This window comes from Burkholderia sp. JP2-270 (assembly GCF_003233675.1).
Taxonomy (GTDB): domain Bacteria; phylum Pseudomonadota; class Gammaproteobacteria; order Burkholderiales; family Burkholderiaceae; genus Burkholderia; species Burkholderia pyrrocinia_C.
In genome coordinates this window covers 1,824,959-1,840,555 of the sequence record NZ_CP029824.1, presented here as the reverse complement: position 1 = coordinate 1,840,555, position 15,597 = coordinate 1,824,959, and the positions used below count along the sequence as shown (strand labels likewise).

Genomic DNA, 15,597 nt, shown 5'->3' with positions numbered 1-15,597 from the left:
CCAATCATGAAACTGAACGAGCGCCTGTCCACCCTGCCGCGCGACGTCGTCGCCGGCATCGTCGTTTTCCTCGTCGCACTGCCGCTCTGTCTCGGCATCGCCAATGCGTCCGGCGTCGAGCCGTTCGCCGGTCTCGTATCCGGCATCGTCGGCGGCATCGTCGTCGCGCTGCTGAGCGGCTCGTCGCTGTCCGTCAGCGGGCCGGCCGCCGGCCTCGTCGTAATCGTCGTCGAAGGGATCGCGCAACTCGGCAGCTTCTCCGCATTCCTGCTCGCGGTGCTGCTGTCCGGCGTGCTGCAGTTCGGGTTCGGCATGCTGCGCGCCGGCCGCTTCGCTGCCTACGTGCCGTCGCCCGTCATCAAGGGCATGCTCGCCGCGATCGGCCTGCTGCTGATCGTGAAGCAGATTCCGTTCGCATTCGGCATCGGCGGCTCGGCGGCGCAATCGTTTGCGAATTGGCCGGGCCTGCCGGTCGCTTGGGCCGCCACGGCCATCGCACTTGCATCGCTCGCGCTGCTGGTCGCGTGGGACACGCCCGCGCTGCGCCGCTTCGCGCTGGTGCGTTCGGTGCCCGCACCGCTCGCAGTCGTCGTACTGGGCATCGGCGCGACGCTCGTGCTGGGCTTCGTCGCGCCGTCGGTCGCGCCGGGCGCCGCCCATCGCGTGACGCTGCCCGAGCTCGGATCGTTCGCGGCCTTCGCGGCATCGCTCAAGCACGCGGAGCTCGGCCCGAACTTCGCGCAGCTCGTCAATCCGGACGTGTGGCGCGTCGCGATCACGCTCGCGGTCGTCGCGAGCCTCGAGACGCTGCTGAGCCTCGAAGCGGTCGAGCAGATCGACCCGAAGCGCCGGCCGACCCAGCCCGACCGCGAACTGAAGGCCCAGGGCGTCGGCAATCTCGTCGCGGGCGCGTTCGGCGGCCTGCCGATCACGTCGGTGATCGTGCGCAGCTCCGTGAACGTCAATGCGGGCGCGCAAAGCCGGATGTCGGCAATCGTCCACGGGATGCTGCTGCTCGCGAGCGTGTTCGCGCTCACCGGCCTGATCAACCTGATCCCGCTCGCGAGCCTCGCCGCGATCCTGATCCATACCGGCTTCAAGCTCGCGAAACCGGCGCTGTTCCGCTCGGTGATGAAGCAGGGGCCGGCCGCGTTCGTGCCGTTCGCCGCGACGATCGCCGGCGTGCTCGCGGTCGACCTGCTGTTCGGCATCGCGCTCGGCCTCGCATGCAGCGTGCTGGCGGTCGCCGTCGCGAACCTGAAGAGCCCCGTCACGCTCGCTCAGCACGACGATCACTTCCTGCTGTCGTTCCGCAAGGACGTGTCGTTTCTCGGCAAGGTGCAGGTCAAGCACCACCTGCGGCACATTCCGGACCGGGCGGCGGTCATCATCGACGCGACGCGCGCCGACTATATCGATCACGACGTGCTCGAACTGCTCGACGCGTTCGTCGCCGATGCGCCGCGGCGCGGAATCGCGGTCGAGTTCCGCCGACGCAACCCGGCGCCCCGCCCGGCCGCGCGACGCTGGCTGTTCCGCGCACCGGCCGCCGAATGACCGGCAGATGAAAAACGCCCCGGCGGCGCAGGGCCGCACGGGGCGTTTCGACGATGCGCAACGCGCGGCGCTTACGAGCGCTGCGGGTTGAGCTTGTCGTCCTTCGAATGCAGCTTGTTCAGCGCAGAGATGTACGCCTTGGCGGACGCGGCAACGATGTCCGGATCGGTGCCGACGCCGTTGACGATCCGCCCGCTCTTCGACAGCCGGACGGTCACTTCGCCCTGCGCCTGCGTGCCGGTCGTGATTGCGTTCACCGAGTAAAGCAGCAGTTCGGAACCGCTGCCGACTTCGCCCTCGATCGCGTTGAACGTCGCGTCGACCGGACCGTTGCCGCGCGCCTCGCCGGTCACCTCCTTGCCTTCGACCGCGAACACGATCTTCGCCTGCGGCTGCTCGCCCGTTTCCGAACGCTGCGACAGCGACACGAACTTGAAGTGTTCCTGCTCCTGCGCGAGCGCCGATTCCTCGGACACGATCGCGATGATGTCCTCGTCGAAGATCTCGGCCTTGCGGTCGGCCAGATCCTTGAAGCGCATGAACGCGGCGTTCAATTCCGCTTCGCTGTCGAGCGACACGCCGAGCTCCTGCAGGCGCTGCTTGAACGCGTTGCGGCCAGACAGCTTGCCGAGCACGATCTTGTTCGCGGACCAGCCCACGTCTTCCGCGCGCATGATCTCGTAGGTGTCGCGCGCCTTCAGCACGCCGTCCTGGTGGATGCCCGATGCGTGCGCGAACGCATTCGCGCCGACCACCGCCTTGTTCGGCTGCACGACGAAACCGGTGATCTGCGACACGAGCTTCGACGTCGGCACGATCTGCGTGGTGTCGATGCCGACGTCGAGGCCGAAGTAATCCTTGCGTGTCTTCACGGCCATCACGATCTCTTCGAGCGACGTATTGCCCGCGCGCTCGCCGAGACCGTTGATCGTGCACTCGACCTGACGCGCACCGCCGATCTTCACGCCCGCGAGCGAGTTCGCGACTGCCATCCCGAGGTCGTTATGGCAGTGCACCGAGAAGATCGCCTTGTCCGAGTTCGGAATGCGCTCGCGCAGCGTCTTCACGAGGTTGCCGTAGAGCTCCGGCACGCCGTAGCCGACCGTGTCGGCGATGTTGATCGTCGTCGCGCCTTCGGCGATCACGGCTTCCAGCACGCGGCACAGGAAATCCAGGTCGGAGCGGCTGCCGTCTTCCGGCGAGAATTCGATGTTGTCGGTGAACTTGCGTGCGAAACGCACCGCGAGGCGCGCCTGCTCGAACACCTGGTCGGGCGTCATCCGCAGCTTCTTCTCCATGTGCAGCGGCGACGTCGCGATGAACGTGTGGATCCGGAAGCTGTTGGCCGGCTTCAGCGCGTCGGCCGCGCGCTGGATGTCCTTGTCGTTGGCCCGCGCCAGCGAACAGATCGTGCTGTCCTTCACGAGACCGGCGATCGTGTGGATCGCGTCGAAATCGCCGTTCGAGCTGGCCGCGAAGCCGGCCTCGATCACGTCGACCCTCATCCGCTCGAGGTTCTTCGCGATCCGGATTTTCTCTTCCTTCGTCATCGACGCACCGGGCGATTGCTCGCCGTCACGCAACGTCGTATCGAAAATGATCAGCTTGTCTGTCATGGGGGGCTCCAGGGCTCTTTATACGGAAGTCAAACGTAATGAGATCGCGCCACCGCTGGCGACGCTCAACAACAGACGAGGCTTGACGGAGGGCGAGAACGGTCAGCGCGGCAGGCGCGCCAAAGCTAGCGCGCGTAGCGGCGCACCGGCTAGAAGGGGGGAGAGGCGGGAAAATGCAGTCATGCCGAAGACTATAGCGACATTCCGTTGGGCGCGCAATCGGACAGCACCCCGGGAGTCCGTCGGCCCGGCTTGAAAAAGGGGCAAATGAAAACGGCGGCCTCGCGGCCGCCGTTTTCGGTCAAATCATGCGTCAGTGATCGCGCTGCGACGAGCGCGCCGGATTCGCGCGCCCGCGGATCGCCATGTAGGCCCAGAACACATAGCCGGACAACCCGTACAGCACGAACAGGCAGAACAGCATCAGCGGCGGGTCGGACGACACGAGCACGAACGCGACGACCACCAGCAGGATCGCCGCGAACGGCACGCGGTGCCGCACGTCGAGCGCCTTGCCGCTGTAGAACGGCGCGTTCGACACCATCGTCACGCCCGCGTAGATCGTCAGCACGAACGCGACCCACGGCAGCCAGCCGAGCTTCATCGGCACGCGGTTGTCGGTCGCGAGCCACACGAAGCCCGCGATCAGCGCGGCGGCGGCCGGGCTCGGCAGCCCCTGGAAGAAGCGTTTGTCGACGACGCCGATGTTCGTATTGAAGCGCGCGAGGCGCAGCGCGGCGCCCGAGCAGTAGACGAACGCGGCGAGCCAGCCCCAGCGGCCGAGATCCTTCAGCACCCACTCGTACATCACGAGCGCGGGCGCGACGCCGAACGACACCATGTCCGACAGGCTGTCGAACTGCTCGCCGAACGCGCTCTGCGTATGCGTCATGCGCGCGACGCGCCCGTCCATCCCGTCGAGCACCATCGCGACGAAAATCGCGATCGCGGCGATCTCGAAACGCACGTTCATCGCCTGCACGACCGCGAAGAAACCGCAGAACAGCGCGGCGGTCGTGAACGCGTTCGGCAGCAGGTAGATGCCGCGCGTCTTCAGGAACCGCTGGCGCGAAGCGCGGCGGCTCTCGATGGGCACCGGATCGGGTGCCATCCCCTTGTTGCGCCGGAACGGGCGTGGCGTCTGGCTGGAGCCGTTGCGCGACCGGCGCGGTTTGAATGCGGCCATCGTGGCGCCCCGCCGCTTACTGTTCGAGCTCGGCGAGGATCGTCGACGACGCGTAGACCTTCTCGCCGATCGACACCTTCGCGCGGCTGCCGATCGGCAGGTAGACGTCGACGCGCGAACCGAAGCGGATGAAACCGTAGCGCTGGCCGCGCGACAGCGGCTCGCCGGCGCGCACGTAGCAGAGAATCCGGCGGGCGACGAGGCCCGCGATCTGCACGGCAGTAACGGTCTTGCCGCTCGCCGTCTGGATCACGACCGCATTGCGCTCGTTTTCGGTCGATGCCTTGTCGATCGCCGCGTTCAGGAACGCACCCGGGAAGTACTCGACCTTCGTGATCGCGCCATCGACCGGCGAACGCTGCGAATGGACGTTGAAGACATTCATGAACACGCTGATCTTCAGCGCTTCGCGGTTCGCGTACGGATCCTGCGAGGTCTCGACCGCGACGATGCGGCCGTCCGCCGGGCACAGCACCGCGTTCGGCTGCGCCGGAATCGGGCGCTGCGGATCGCGGAAGAACTGGACGACGAAGGCGAGCAGCAGCCAGAACGGCCACGCGAAGCCGAAGCCCCCGACGGCATGGATCAACAGCGCGATGACGGCAGCAATCGCGATGAACGGCCAGCCTTCGCGCGCGATGATCGGATGAGGATAGTTCATGGATTCGTTCTGTGTTCGGTGAATTGCAAAGCCCGTAGCATAACAAAAGCCGCCCGGGGCACTGCTGCCTTCGGACGGCTTTTTGATGCCGACCCTCCACTCGAAGGGCCGGAACAGCACGCGGTGCTTAGTTCTTCGTCTGGTCGACGAGCTTGTTCTTCGCGATCCACGGCATCATCGCACGCAGCTTCGCGCCGACCTGCTCGATCTGGTGCTCGGCCGTCAGGCGGCGGCGCGATTGCAGCGTCGGAGCGCCTGCCTTGTTCTCGAGAATGAAGCTCTTCGCGTACTCGCCCGTCTGGATGTCGGTCAGGCACTGCTTCATCGCCTTCTTCGTCTCTTCCGTGACGACGCGCGGGCCCGTCACGTACTCGCCGTACTCGGCGTTGTTCGAGATCGAGTAGTTCATGTTCGCGATGCCGCCTTCGTAGATCAGGTCGACGATCAGCTTCAGTTCGTGCAGGCACTCGAAGTACGCCATTTCCGGCGCGTAGCCCGCTTCGACCAGCGTCTCGAAGCCGGCCTTGATCAGCTCGACGGTGCCGCCGCACAGCACGGCCTGCTCGCCGAACAGGTCGGTTTCGGTTTCTTCACGGAAGTTCGTCTCGATGATGCCCGCACGGCCGCCGCCGTTCGCTGCCGCGTACGACAGCGCGATGTCGCGTGCCGCGCCCGACTTGTTCTGCGCAACCGCGATCAGGTGCGGCACGCCGCCACCTTGCGAGTACGTGCCGCGCACGGTGTGGCCCGGTGCCTTCGGCGCGATCATGATCACGTCGAGGTCGGCGCGCGGGATCACCTGGCCGTAGTGGACGTTGAAGCCGTGTGCGAACGCGAGCGCCGCGCCCTGCTTGATGTTCGCGTGCACTTCCTTCGCGTACACGTCGGCGATCTGCTCGTCCGGCAGCAGCATCATGACGACGTCCGCGCCCTTCACCGCTTCCGCGACTTCCTTGACCGACAGGCCGGCGTTTTCGGCCTTGCTCCACGACGCGCCGCCCTTGCGCAGGCCGACCGTCACGTTCACGCCGCTTTCCTTCAGGTTCAGCGCGTGTGCATGGCCTTGCGAGCCGTAGCCGATGATCGTGACTTGCTTGCCCTTGATGAGGGAGAGGTCGGCGTCTTTGTCGTAGAAAACGTTCATGATGGTTCCTTCGCTAATTCAAAAATTCAACAATTCGTTCGGATGGAGTACTGCGGGCCGGGACATGACGGCGCACCCGGCGTGCCTCTTCGGCATTTTCGGCATCAAACCTTCAGGATGCGCTCGCCGCGTCCGATGCCGGAGCTGCCGGTGCGCACGGTCTCGAGGATCGCGCTCGCGTCCAGCCCCTGGATGAATGCGTCGAGCTTGTCGCTCGCGCCCGTCAATTCGATCGTGTAGGTCTTTTCGGTCACGTCGATGATGCGGCCGCGGAAAATGTCCGACATCCGCTTCATTTCTTCGCGCTCCTTGCCCACTGCACGTACCTTGATCAGCATCAGCTCGCGTTCGATGTGTGCACCGTCGGTCAGGTCCACCACTTTCACCACCTCGATCAGGCGGTTCAGATGCTTCGTGATCTGTTCGATCACGTCGTCGGAGCCAATGGAAACGATGGTGAGCCGCGACAGCGATTGGTCTTCGGTCGGCGCCACCGTCAAGGTTTCGATGTTGTAGCCGCGCGCGGAAAACAGACCGACCACGCGCGACAGCGCGCCCGGTTCGTTCTCCAGCAGGACGGAAATGATGTGTCTCATGTTCGCTTCTTCCAGAATGTGTCCGTGTCGATTCACTCGCGCCGCGCGCCGCCGCGTGCCGCACCGCCCTTCGTGAAGGCGGCCGCATCAGGCCTGAGCGCGCGTCGCGCCGTTACAGATCTTCCGATCCGAGCAGCATCTCGGTGATGCCCTTGCCGGCCTGTACCATCGGCCAGACGTTTTCGGTCGGATCGGTCTGGAAGTCGAGAAACACGGTGCGATCCTTCAGGCGCAGCGCTTCCTTCAGCGCCGGCTCCACATCCGAGGTCTTTTCGATCCGCATGCCGACATGGCCGTACGCTTCGGCGAGCTTCACGAAGTCGGGCAGCGCATCCATGTACGAATGCGAATAGCGCTTGCTGTATTCGATCTGCTGCCACTGGCGAACCATGCCGAGGTAGCGGTTGTTCAGCGAAATGATCTTCACGGGCGTGTCGTACTGCAGGCAGGTCGACAGTTCCTGGATGCACATCTGGATCGAGCCTTCGCCCGTGATGCACAGCACGTCGTCGTCCGGGTGCGCCATCTTGACGCCCATCGCTGCCGGCAGGCCGAAGCCCATCGTGCCGAGGCCGCCGGAGTTGATCCAGCGACGCGGCTTGTTGAAGCGGTAGAACTGCGCGGCCCACATCTGGTGCTGGCCGACGTCCGAGCACACGAACGCATTGCCGTCCGTCAGCTCCCACGCCTTCTCGACCACGTACTGCGGCTTGATGATCTCGCTTTCGCGGTCGAACTTCAGGCAGTCCTTTGCGCGCCAGCCTTCGATGTCCTTCCACCATTGCGCGAGCGCCTCGGTGTCGGGGCCATGCTCGGCCGTCTGCAGTTGCTCGATCAGTTCCTTCAGCACTTCCTTCACGTCGCCGACGATCGGGATGTCGACCTTCACGCGCTTCGAGATCGACGACGGGTCGATGTCGATATGGATGATCTTGCGCGGACGCGACGCGAAGTGCGCCGGGTCGCCGATCACGCGGTCGTCGAAGCGGGCACCGATCGCGATCAGCACGTCGCAGTGCTGCATCGCCATGTTCGCTTCGTAGGTGCCGTGCATGCCGAGCATGCCGAGGAATTTCTTGTCCGACGCGCGATAGCCGCCGAGGCCCATCAGCGTGTTCGTGACCGGGTAGCCGAGCAGGTCCGCGAACTGGTTCAGTTCGCGCGACGCGTCGGCGAGGATGATGCCGCCGCCCGTGTAGATGTAGGGACGCTTCGCCGTCAGCAGCAGCGACACGGCCTTGCGGATCTGGCCCGAATGGCCTTTCGTGACGGGGTTGTACGAACGCAGCGACACGCTCTTGACCGGCTCGTACTGGCACGGCGTCTTCGAGATGTCCTTCGGGATGTCGATCAGCACCGGGCCCGGACGGCCCGTGCGGGCGATATAGAACGCCTTCTTGACGGTTTCCGCGAGGTCGCGCACGTCCTTCACGAGGAAGTTGTGCTTCACGCACGGACGCGTGATGCCGACGGTGTCGCACTCCTGGAATGCATCCTGGCCGATCGCGGCAGTCGGCACCTGGCCGCTGATCACGACCATCGGGATCGAATCCATGTACGCCGTCGCGATGCCGGTCACCGCGTTGGTGACACCCGGGCCCGACGTCACGAGGCAGACGCCGACATTGCCGGTGGAACGCGCATAAGCATCGGCTGCGTGCACGGCCGCCTGTTCATGGCGCACCAGCACGTGCTGAATCTTGTCCTGCTTGTAAAGCTCGTCGTAGATATAGAGAACCGAGCCGCCGGGGTAGCCCCAGATGAATTCGACGTTCTCGTCGGCCAGTGCCTTCATGAGCACGGTGGCGCCGATGGAGTCGCTATCGGGAGGGGAAAGGGGTTCCGACGTGGAGAATTCCGCGCTGGGCATGTTCATTTTGACCTTTCGAATTTTCGGCAAAAAATTGATCGGGTGCTCTCTGCCGGGCTTGTGGCTCGGGTTCAAGCGGCGCGTCCAGTTTGAAGGGCGGGCTTCTTGGGCCAGCCTCAAATGAGACCATCACTTCATGTTGCGAATCGTTGACGATAGCGGGTCGTGATTGGGCCGTCAAGCAAAATATCCCGCACCGCATCATGCGCGCCGCCCGGCACCCCGCCGCCGCGGCTCGCGCGCAACGCGCGGCGCCCAACCCGGTGCCAACCAGCGCGAAAATTTGTTAGCATCCGCGGGTTTTACGAAATTTTTCGACCTTTTACACCACGCAGCGGTCCGCAGCGCATACCTTCACGGAATGGCATCAGACAAGGAACTCGCCGACTTTCTGGCGGGCGTCGAAAGGCGCGCGTTCAAGCAGGCTGCGTACGCGGTGCGTGACGACGATGCGTCGCTCGACATCGTGCAGGACGCGATGATCAAGCTGGCCGAAAAATACGGCGACCGGCCGGCGGCCGAGTTGCCGCTGCTTTTTCAGCGGATCCTGCAGAACGCGATCCACGACTGGTTCCGCCGGCAGAAGGTCCGCAACACCTGGGTCACGCTCTTCTCGTCGCTGAACAACACCGACGACGAAGACTTCGACCCGCTCGAAACGCTCGAATCCGCGGACGACAACGCGGGCGTCGAGAGCAGCGAGCACCGCCTCGAAAGAGAGCAGGTTCTGGCCCTGATCGACGAAGAAATCCAGAAACTTCCGGCGCGTCAACGGGAAGCGTTCCTGATGCGTTATTGGGAAGATATGGATGTCGCCGAGACTGCCGCCGCAATGGGGTGCTCCGAAGGCAGCGTCAAGACGCACTGCTCACGAGCCACCCACGCCCTGGCGCACGCGCTCAAGGCCAAAGGAATCACGCTATGAGCTCCGCTCCCGCAAACCGAGAACACGAATTCGCGCTGAAGGTGCGCCGCGCGCTGGACGAGCGCGCGGCCGCACTGCCTGCCGCGACCACCGATCGGCTGGCCGTCGCCCGCCGGGCTGCGCTCGCGCGCAAGAAGCCCGAGCCCGCGACCGCGCCGGTGTTCGTGCCGGCCTTCGCCGGCGCGGCCGGCGCCTACGGCCCGGCGCCCACGAGCCGCCCGCAGGCCGGCCGCCCGTACGCGTCGTTCGCGCGCCGCCTGCTGCGCGCGTGGCCGCTCGCGCTGCTGCTCGCGGGGCTCATTGGCATCGCCTACTGGGAAGACATGCAGCGCACCGCCGAACTCGCCGACATCGACGCGGCGATGCTCAGCGACGACCTGCCGCTCAACGCGTATCTCGATCACGGGTTCAACGCGTATCTTTCGCACGCTCACTAACAGACAATAACGAGGGGATCGCACGGGTGAGTCAGAAGCGCGGCCTGGCCGTATTTTTCGGATGCGTGATTGCGATCGCCGTTTCCTACGTCGCCACGTATTCGCGATTCCACCCGCCCCCCGCGACGACTACCGTCGCGGCCACCAGCCCTGTTGCGCCCGCATCGGCCGCGACCGGGCTGACCGCCGACCTCCCGCCGCTGCCACTGCCGCTGCCGGCCGCCACCGGCCCGCTGTCGTGGGCGCGCCTCACGCCGGCGCAGCACGCGGCACTCGCGCCGTTCGCCGACCAGTGGGACGGCTTCAGCGACGCCCGCAAGCGCAAATGGCTGAAGATCGCTTCACGTTTCGCGAAGTTGACGCCGGATGACCAAAAGCGCCTGCAAGACCGGATGTCAGAATGGGCGCGGATGACGCCCGAGCAGCGCCGCGTCGCACGCGAGAACTACCAGAGCGCGAAGGAGCTTTCCGCGCAGGCGCGCGAGCGCGCTTGGAAGGCCTACCAGCAACTCCCCGAGGAGCAGAAGGAACGTCTCGCGGCCGCCGAGCGCCGCCGCCGGCCGAGCGTCGTCAGCGCGCCGCCGACCGTCGCCGACCGTGACGTCCGCCGCCTCGTCAATTCGCACGAGCACCCGGCAAGCGGTGCAGCCCCCGCGCCGGCGCCCGCCTCGGCCAGCGCCTCCGTGCCGCCGGTGCCCGCGTCGGCGACGGCCGGCGCCGCGTCGGTGCCCGCTGCGGTGGCACCGGTGTCGCCCGCCGACGCGCCTTCGCTGTTCAAGGGCTCCTGAGCGGCCGTGGCAAACGCCCGCGCCCCGAGACTCCGGCCGCCGCGCCGTCGGTGCGGCGGCGCCTCGCCGCGCTGCTCTACGAAGGCGTGCTGCTGTTCGGCGTCGTGTTCTTCGCGGGGCTCGCGTTCAGCCTCGCGACGCAGCAGCGCAACGGCCTCGCCCATCACAACCTGCTCGCCGCGTGGATCGCGCTCGTCGTCGGCGCGTACTTCGTCTGGTTCTGGACCCACGGCGGCCAGACGCTGCCGATGAAGACCTGGCGGCTGCGGCTCGAATCGTCGAGCGGCCGGCCGCTGAGCGCCGGCCACGCGCTCGTGCGCTATGCGCTCGGCTGGCTGTGGTTCCTGCCGCCGCTCGCGCTGCATCCGCTCCTCGACCTGTCGGTGCCGGTCACGCTGGCGCTCACGGCCGCGTGGATCGTCGCGTGGGCCGGCGCCGCCCGGCTGCATGCCGGCCGCCAGTTTCCGCACGACCGGATCGCGCGCACGCGCGTCGTCGCCATGCCGCGCTGACGCGCCGTATTCGCCAGACGAAATCAGTTCGCCGAGGCCTTTCCCGCGTCGCCTGACGCGCCTGCCGGACAACCGCCGACCGTTCGGTGCGGCAGATTGCACAACGCCTTTCATTCACTGCCAAACACCCTGCATAGGTCGTAATAAGAACGTCTCGTGACTGTCACGGCACAGTCACGCCCGCATGGCGGAATGCCGGTAATGTCAACCGGCGCGAGTCATGCATGGGCCAGAAACCGTCCGCGACCTCCCTGTTCCGTCACCCGCTCGGCGCTCGCGCCGCCACCGCTTTCCTGTCCGGCTCGGGCGCAGCCGATGGGCTGGCGTCGCAAGAACCGCCTGCCGCTCACGCCACGCGGCACGACGACCCCGACCCGTCCGCGCATCGCTACCGCACCATCTGGCTGTCCGACATCCACCTCGGCTCGAGCGGATGCCAGGCGCCGTACCTGCTCGATTTCCTGCGTCACAACGATTCGGAATACCTGTACCTCGTCGGCGACATCATCGACGGCTGGCAGTTGAAGAAAGGCTGGTACTGGCCGCAGGCGCACAACGACGTCGTGCAGAAGATCCTGCGCAAGGCGCGCAAGGGCACGCAGGTCGTCTACATCCCCGGCAACCACGACGAAGGCGCGCGGCAGTTCTGCGACCTCGCGTTCGGCGACATCCACGTGCGCGGCGAGGCGTTTCACACGACGCTCGCAGGCAAACGTTTGTGGATCGTGCACGGCGACCTGTTCGACGGCGTGATCCAGCACGCGAAATGGCTCGCGTACCTCGGCGACACGCTCTACACGCTGATCCTCGTGCTGAACCGCTGGTTCAACCGGATCCGCAGCCGGCTCGGCTTCCAGTACTGGTCGCTGTCGCAGTACCTGAAGCACCAGGTCAAGAACGCGGTCAACTTCATCTCGCAATTCGAGACCGTGATGACCGACGAGGCGCGCCGCCGCGGCTGCGACGGCGTCGTGTGCGGTCACATCCACAAGGCAGAGATCCGCGATATCGACGGCGTGCTGTACTGCAACGACGGCGATTGGGTCGAAAGCCTGTCCGCGCTCGTCGAAACGATGGAAGGCGAGCTGAAGATCGTCTACTGGACGGTGATGCGCACCGCACCGTCGGAGACCACGTCGCGCAAGGCCAAGGCCACTGCCTGACACAACCCTACTTACAGGACAATGCCGCGATGAAGATCATGATCGTCACCGACGCGTGGGAACCGCAGGTCAACGGCGTCGTGCGCACGCTGAAGAGCACGTCGCGTGAACTCACGGCGCTCGGCCACCGCGTCGAACTGCTGACGCCGCTGGAATTCCGCACGGTGCCCTGCCCGACCTACCCCGAGATCCGCCTGTCGATCCTGCCGTACCGCAAGCTGCGCGCACGGATCGACGCGTTCGCACCGGACGCGCTGCACATCGCGACCGAAGGCCCGCTCGGCCTCGCCGCGCGACGCTATGCGCGCTCGCGCAAGCTGCCGTACACGACTGCGTACCACACGCGCTTTCCGGAATACGTGCAGGCGCGCTTCGGCATTCCGCTGGCCGCGACCTACCGCTTCCTGCACTGGTTCCACGGCCCGTCGCTCGCGGTGATGGCGCCGACGCCGGTCGTCAAGGAAGACCTCGAGAAGTTCGGCTTCACGAACGTCGTGCTGTGGACCCGCGGCGTCGATCTCGACATCTTCCACCCGATGGAGTCGAAGGTGCTCAACACCGCACGGCCGATCTTCCTGTACGTGGGCCGTGTCGCGATCGAAAAGAACGTCGAGGCGTTCCTGCGTCTCGACCTGCCCGGCTCGAAGTGGGTCGCGGGCGAAGGCCCCGCGCTCGCGGAGCTGAAGTCGCGCTATCCGGAGGCGAACTATCTCGGTGTGCTGTCACAGGGCGAACTCGCGAAGGTGTATGCTGCGGCCGACGTGTTCGTGTTCCCGAGTCGCACCGACACGTTCGGCCTCGTGCTGCTCGAGGCGCTCGCGTGCGGCACGCCGGTTGCCGCGTATCCCGTCACGGGCCCGATCGACGTGCTCAGCGGCGGCGACGCCGGCGCGATGCACGAGGACCTGCAGGAAGCCTGCCTCGAAGCGCTGAAGATCGAACGCACGACCGCGCGCGCGTGGGCGGAACGCTTCTCGTGGCGCGCGGCGTCCGAGCAGTTCGCATCGCATCTGAAGCCGCTGCCGAAAACCGCGTACTCGCCAGCCGAAGGTGCCGCCGTTTGAAACGAGACCTGAACGACAAGACCCCTCCCCCCGCCGCGATACAGCAACGGCACCGCCCGTTCGACGAGGAAGAGCCGCATGGCGACACGGACGCGCACGCGTCCGAGCCGCTCGGCCCCGACGATCAACTGACGCCGCTGCCGCCGAATCCGTACAAGCGCCACCGCGGCATCACGCGCGCATGGTACGCACTCAAGCATTCGCTGAACGGCTTTCGTGTCGCGATTCGCGAGGAGAGCGCGTTTCGCCAGGAGCTCACGCTCGCCGCGCTGATGCTCCCGATCGGCGCGTTCGCGCCGGTGCCGGCCGCATCGCGCGCGCTGCTGATCGCCTCGGTGCTGCTGGTGCTGATCGTCGAACTGCTGAACTCGAGCGTCGAGGCCGCGATCGACCGCATCTCGCTGGAACGCCACGAACTTTCCAAACGCGCGAAGGACCTCGGCAGCGCGGCCGTGACGGTCGCGCTGTTCGCGTGCGTGACGACCTGGGGCTTCGTGCTCGGACCCATCGTCGCGCACTGGCTCGGCTTCTAGCCGGCTGCCCGCCGCGCGCGTCGCGCATCGCCCGCGTGCGGCGCTGCACCATCCGCCGCGCGGGGCCGCGATCAAGAATTGCGCCCGATGTGGCGAAACCCCGGTTTATAATCGTCCGCCAGACATAGAACAGCAACCCGCGCCGGACGAATCTCGCAGCATCGATTGCAGCGCCCGCCAGTCCGGCACACACAGGGCCGGACGACATGGAAGCGAAACCTCCCCGCCGCACCCGCGAACGGATTCTCGAGTTGTCGTTGAAACTCTTCAACGAGATCGGCGAGCCGAACGTCACGACCACGACGATCGCCGAGGAAATGGAAATCAGTCCAGGCAACCTGTACTACCATTTCCGCAACAAGGACGACATCATCAACAGCATCTTCGCGCAGTTCGAGCAGCAGATCGAACGGCGGCTGCGCTTTCCCGAAGATCATCGTCCGACGATCGACGAAACCTGGTCGTACCTGCAGTACATGGCCGATTTCATGTGGACCTACCGGTTCCTGTATCGCGACCTCAACGACCTGCTCGCCCGCAACCGCACGCTCGAGACGCACTTCAAGCAGATCATCAGCCACAAGGTGCGCTTCGCGCGCGAGATGTGCGAACTGCTCGTGTCCGACGCCGAGATGGTCGCGACGCCCGCCGAGATCGAAGTCATCGCCACCAACATGGCCGTCATTTCGACGTACTGGCTGTCGTATCAGTACGTGATGCATCCGCGCAAGTACAACGACCAGGACGCGATTCGCGAGGAACTGCACCAGGTCAGCATGCACGTGATCTCCGTGATGGCGCCGTACCTGCGCGGCCGTTCGCGCCAGCTGTTCGACGACCTGGTCTCCGGCAAGCTGCCCAAGCGCCAGTTCACCGACTACCTGCCGCCGCGCGACGGTTCGCCGCGCCCCGCCGGCGGGCCGGTCGCCGTTGGGCAGGCCCCCTCCAAGGATTCCAAGCAATGAAGGCAGTCTGCGTTTACTGCGGCTCGTCGTCCGGCGTGCGGCCCGTCTATGCCGACGCCGCGCGCGCATTCGGCCGCGCACTCGTCGGTGCGGGCCTGACGCTCGTATACGGCGGCGGCCGTGTCGGCCTGATGGGCGTGATCGCCGACGAAGTGATGGCGGCCGGCGGCCATGCTGTCGGCGTGATCCCCGAACTGCTCGTCGACAAGGAAGTCGGCCATACGGGGCTGTCGGAACTGCACGTCGTGCCCGACATGCACCATCGCAAGAAAATGATGGCCGACCTCTCGGACGCTTTCGTCGCGATGCCCGGCGGCGCCGGCACGCTCGAGGAACTCTTCGAGGTCTACACGTGGGCGCAGCTCGGCTACCACCGCAAGCCCGTCGCGCTCTACAACATCGATTCGTTCTACGATCCGCTGATCGCGCTGCTGCGTCATACGGTCGACGAGGGTTTCATGCGTCCGGCCTATTTCGACGCGCTGTGCGTCGATTCGGAACCGGTCGAACTGATCGAGCGGCTGCGCCGCTATCAACCGCCCGCCCGCGACAAGTGGGCGCCCGACGCAGCGAAGTAACC

Annotated in this window: 16 protein-coding genes; 10 read left to right on the top strand and 6 right to left on the bottom strand. The window is 65.9% G+C overall.

From position 1 onward, the window contains the following. The first annotated feature begins 6 nt into the window (after window positions 1-6). A complete protein-coding gene (locus DM992_RS08760; protein ID WP_111016501.1) occupies window positions 7-1,557 on the top strand; it encodes a SulP family inorganic anion transporter in 1,551 nt (516 codons plus the stop codon). 71 nt (window positions 1,558-1,628) lie between these two features. Here the strand turns inward: DM992_RS08760 and DM992_RS08755 are convergent, their stop codons facing one another. The 6 genes from DM992_RS08755 to DM992_RS08725 form a co-directional block, all read right to left on the bottom strand. Next, complete coding sequence (locus DM992_RS08755; protein WP_111016499.1) at window positions 1,629-3,173, bottom strand: 2-isopropylmalate synthase; 1,545 nt, start codon at window positions 3,171-3,173, stop codon at window positions 1,629-1,631. 313 nt (window positions 3,174-3,486) lie between these two features. After that, window positions 3,487-4,359, bottom strand: a complete 873-nt coding sequence (pssA, locus tag DM992_RS08745) for a CDP-diacylglycerol--serine O-phosphatidyltransferase (protein WP_111016497.1) — start codon at window positions 4,357-4,359, stop codon at window positions 3,487-3,489. Between the two features lie 16 nt (window positions 4,360-4,375). Then, window positions 4,376-5,020 (bottom strand): phosphatidylserine decarboxylase, encoded by a 645-nt coding sequence (locus tag DM992_RS08740; protein WP_034184876.1) that lies wholly within the window; start codon window positions 5,018-5,020, stop codon window positions 4,376-4,378. 127 nt (window positions 5,021-5,147) lie between these two features. Next, on the bottom strand, window positions 5,148-6,164 hold the full coding sequence (gene ilvC, locus DM992_RS08735; RefSeq protein ID WP_047898620.1) for a ketol-acid reductoisomerase: 1,017 nt from the start codon (window positions 6,162-6,164) through the stop codon (window positions 5,148-5,150). A gap of 104 nt (window positions 6,165-6,268) precedes the next feature. Further along, window positions 6,269-6,760, bottom strand: coding sequence for an acetolactate synthase small subunit (gene ilvN, locus DM992_RS08730; protein ID WP_006750445.1), 492 nt, complete (start codon window positions 6,758-6,760; stop codon window positions 6,269-6,271). A gap of 112 nt (window positions 6,761-6,872) precedes the next feature. Then, complete coding sequence (locus tag DM992_RS08725) at window positions 6,873-8,636, bottom strand: acetolactate synthase 3 catalytic subunit (protein WP_072440714.1); 1,764 nt, start codon at window positions 8,634-8,636, stop codon at window positions 6,873-6,875. A gap of 355 nt (window positions 8,637-8,991) precedes the next feature. Between DM992_RS08725 and DM992_RS08720 the strand changes: the two genes are divergently transcribed. The 9 genes from DM992_RS08720 to DM992_RS08680 all read left to right on the top strand — a co-directional run bounded on the left by DM992_RS08720 (window position 8,992) and on the right by DM992_RS08680 (window position 15,595). Beyond that, complete coding sequence (locus DM992_RS08720; protein WP_111016494.1) at window positions 8,992-9,555, top strand: RNA polymerase sigma factor; 564 nt, start codon at window positions 8,992-8,994, stop codon at window positions 9,553-9,555. Continuing rightward, window positions 9,552-9,992, top strand: coding sequence for a DUF3619 family protein (locus DM992_RS08715; RefSeq protein WP_111016493.1), 441 nt, complete (start codon window positions 9,552-9,554; stop codon window positions 9,990-9,992). The genes DM992_RS08720 and DM992_RS08715 overlap by 4 nt, the downstream gene beginning before the upstream one ends. A gap of 26 nt (window positions 9,993-10,018) precedes the next feature. After that, complete coding sequence (locus DM992_RS08710; protein ID WP_111016491.1) at window positions 10,019-10,780, top strand: DUF3106 domain-containing protein; 762 nt, start codon at window positions 10,019-10,021, stop codon at window positions 10,778-10,780. Continuing rightward, on the top strand, window positions 10,777-11,292 hold the full coding sequence (locus DM992_RS08705; protein ID WP_111016489.1) for an RDD family protein: 516 nt from the start codon (window positions 10,777-10,779) through the stop codon (window positions 11,290-11,292). Before DM992_RS08710 ends, DM992_RS08705 begins: the two co-directional genes overlap by 4 nt. 224 nt (window positions 11,293-11,516) lie before the next feature. Next, window positions 11,517-12,455, top strand: coding sequence for a UDP-2,3-diacylglucosamine diphosphatase (locus tag DM992_RS08700; RefSeq protein WP_111016487.1), 939 nt, complete (start codon window positions 11,517-11,519; stop codon window positions 12,453-12,455). A gap of 29 nt (window positions 12,456-12,484) precedes the next feature. Then, on the top strand, window positions 12,485-13,519 hold the full coding sequence (locus DM992_RS08695) for a glycosyltransferase family 1 protein (protein WP_111016486.1): 1,035 nt from the start codon (window positions 12,485-12,487) through the stop codon (window positions 13,517-13,519). After that, window positions 13,516-14,052, top strand: a complete 537-nt coding sequence (locus DM992_RS08690; protein ID WP_111016484.1) for a diacylglycerol kinase — start codon at window positions 13,516-13,518, stop codon at window positions 14,050-14,052. Before DM992_RS08695 ends, DM992_RS08690 begins: the two co-directional genes overlap by 4 nt. A gap of 206 nt (window positions 14,053-14,258) precedes the next feature. Further along, window positions 14,259-15,017 carry a TetR/AcrR family transcriptional regulator gene (locus DM992_RS08685; protein ID WP_111016482.1) on the top strand — a complete coding sequence of 253 codons (759 nt, stop codon included), beginning with the start codon at window positions 14,259-14,261 and terminating at the stop codon, window positions 15,015-15,017. Beyond that, the gene (locus DM992_RS08680) at window positions 15,014-15,595 is read left to right on the top strand and encodes a TIGR00730 family Rossman fold protein (protein WP_111016480.1); all 582 of its coding nucleotides are present in this window, start codon (window positions 15,014-15,016) and stop codon (window positions 15,593-15,595) included. The genes DM992_RS08685 and DM992_RS08680 overlap by 4 nt, the downstream gene beginning before the upstream one ends. The last annotated feature ends 2 nt before the right edge of the window (window positions 15,596-15,597 follow it).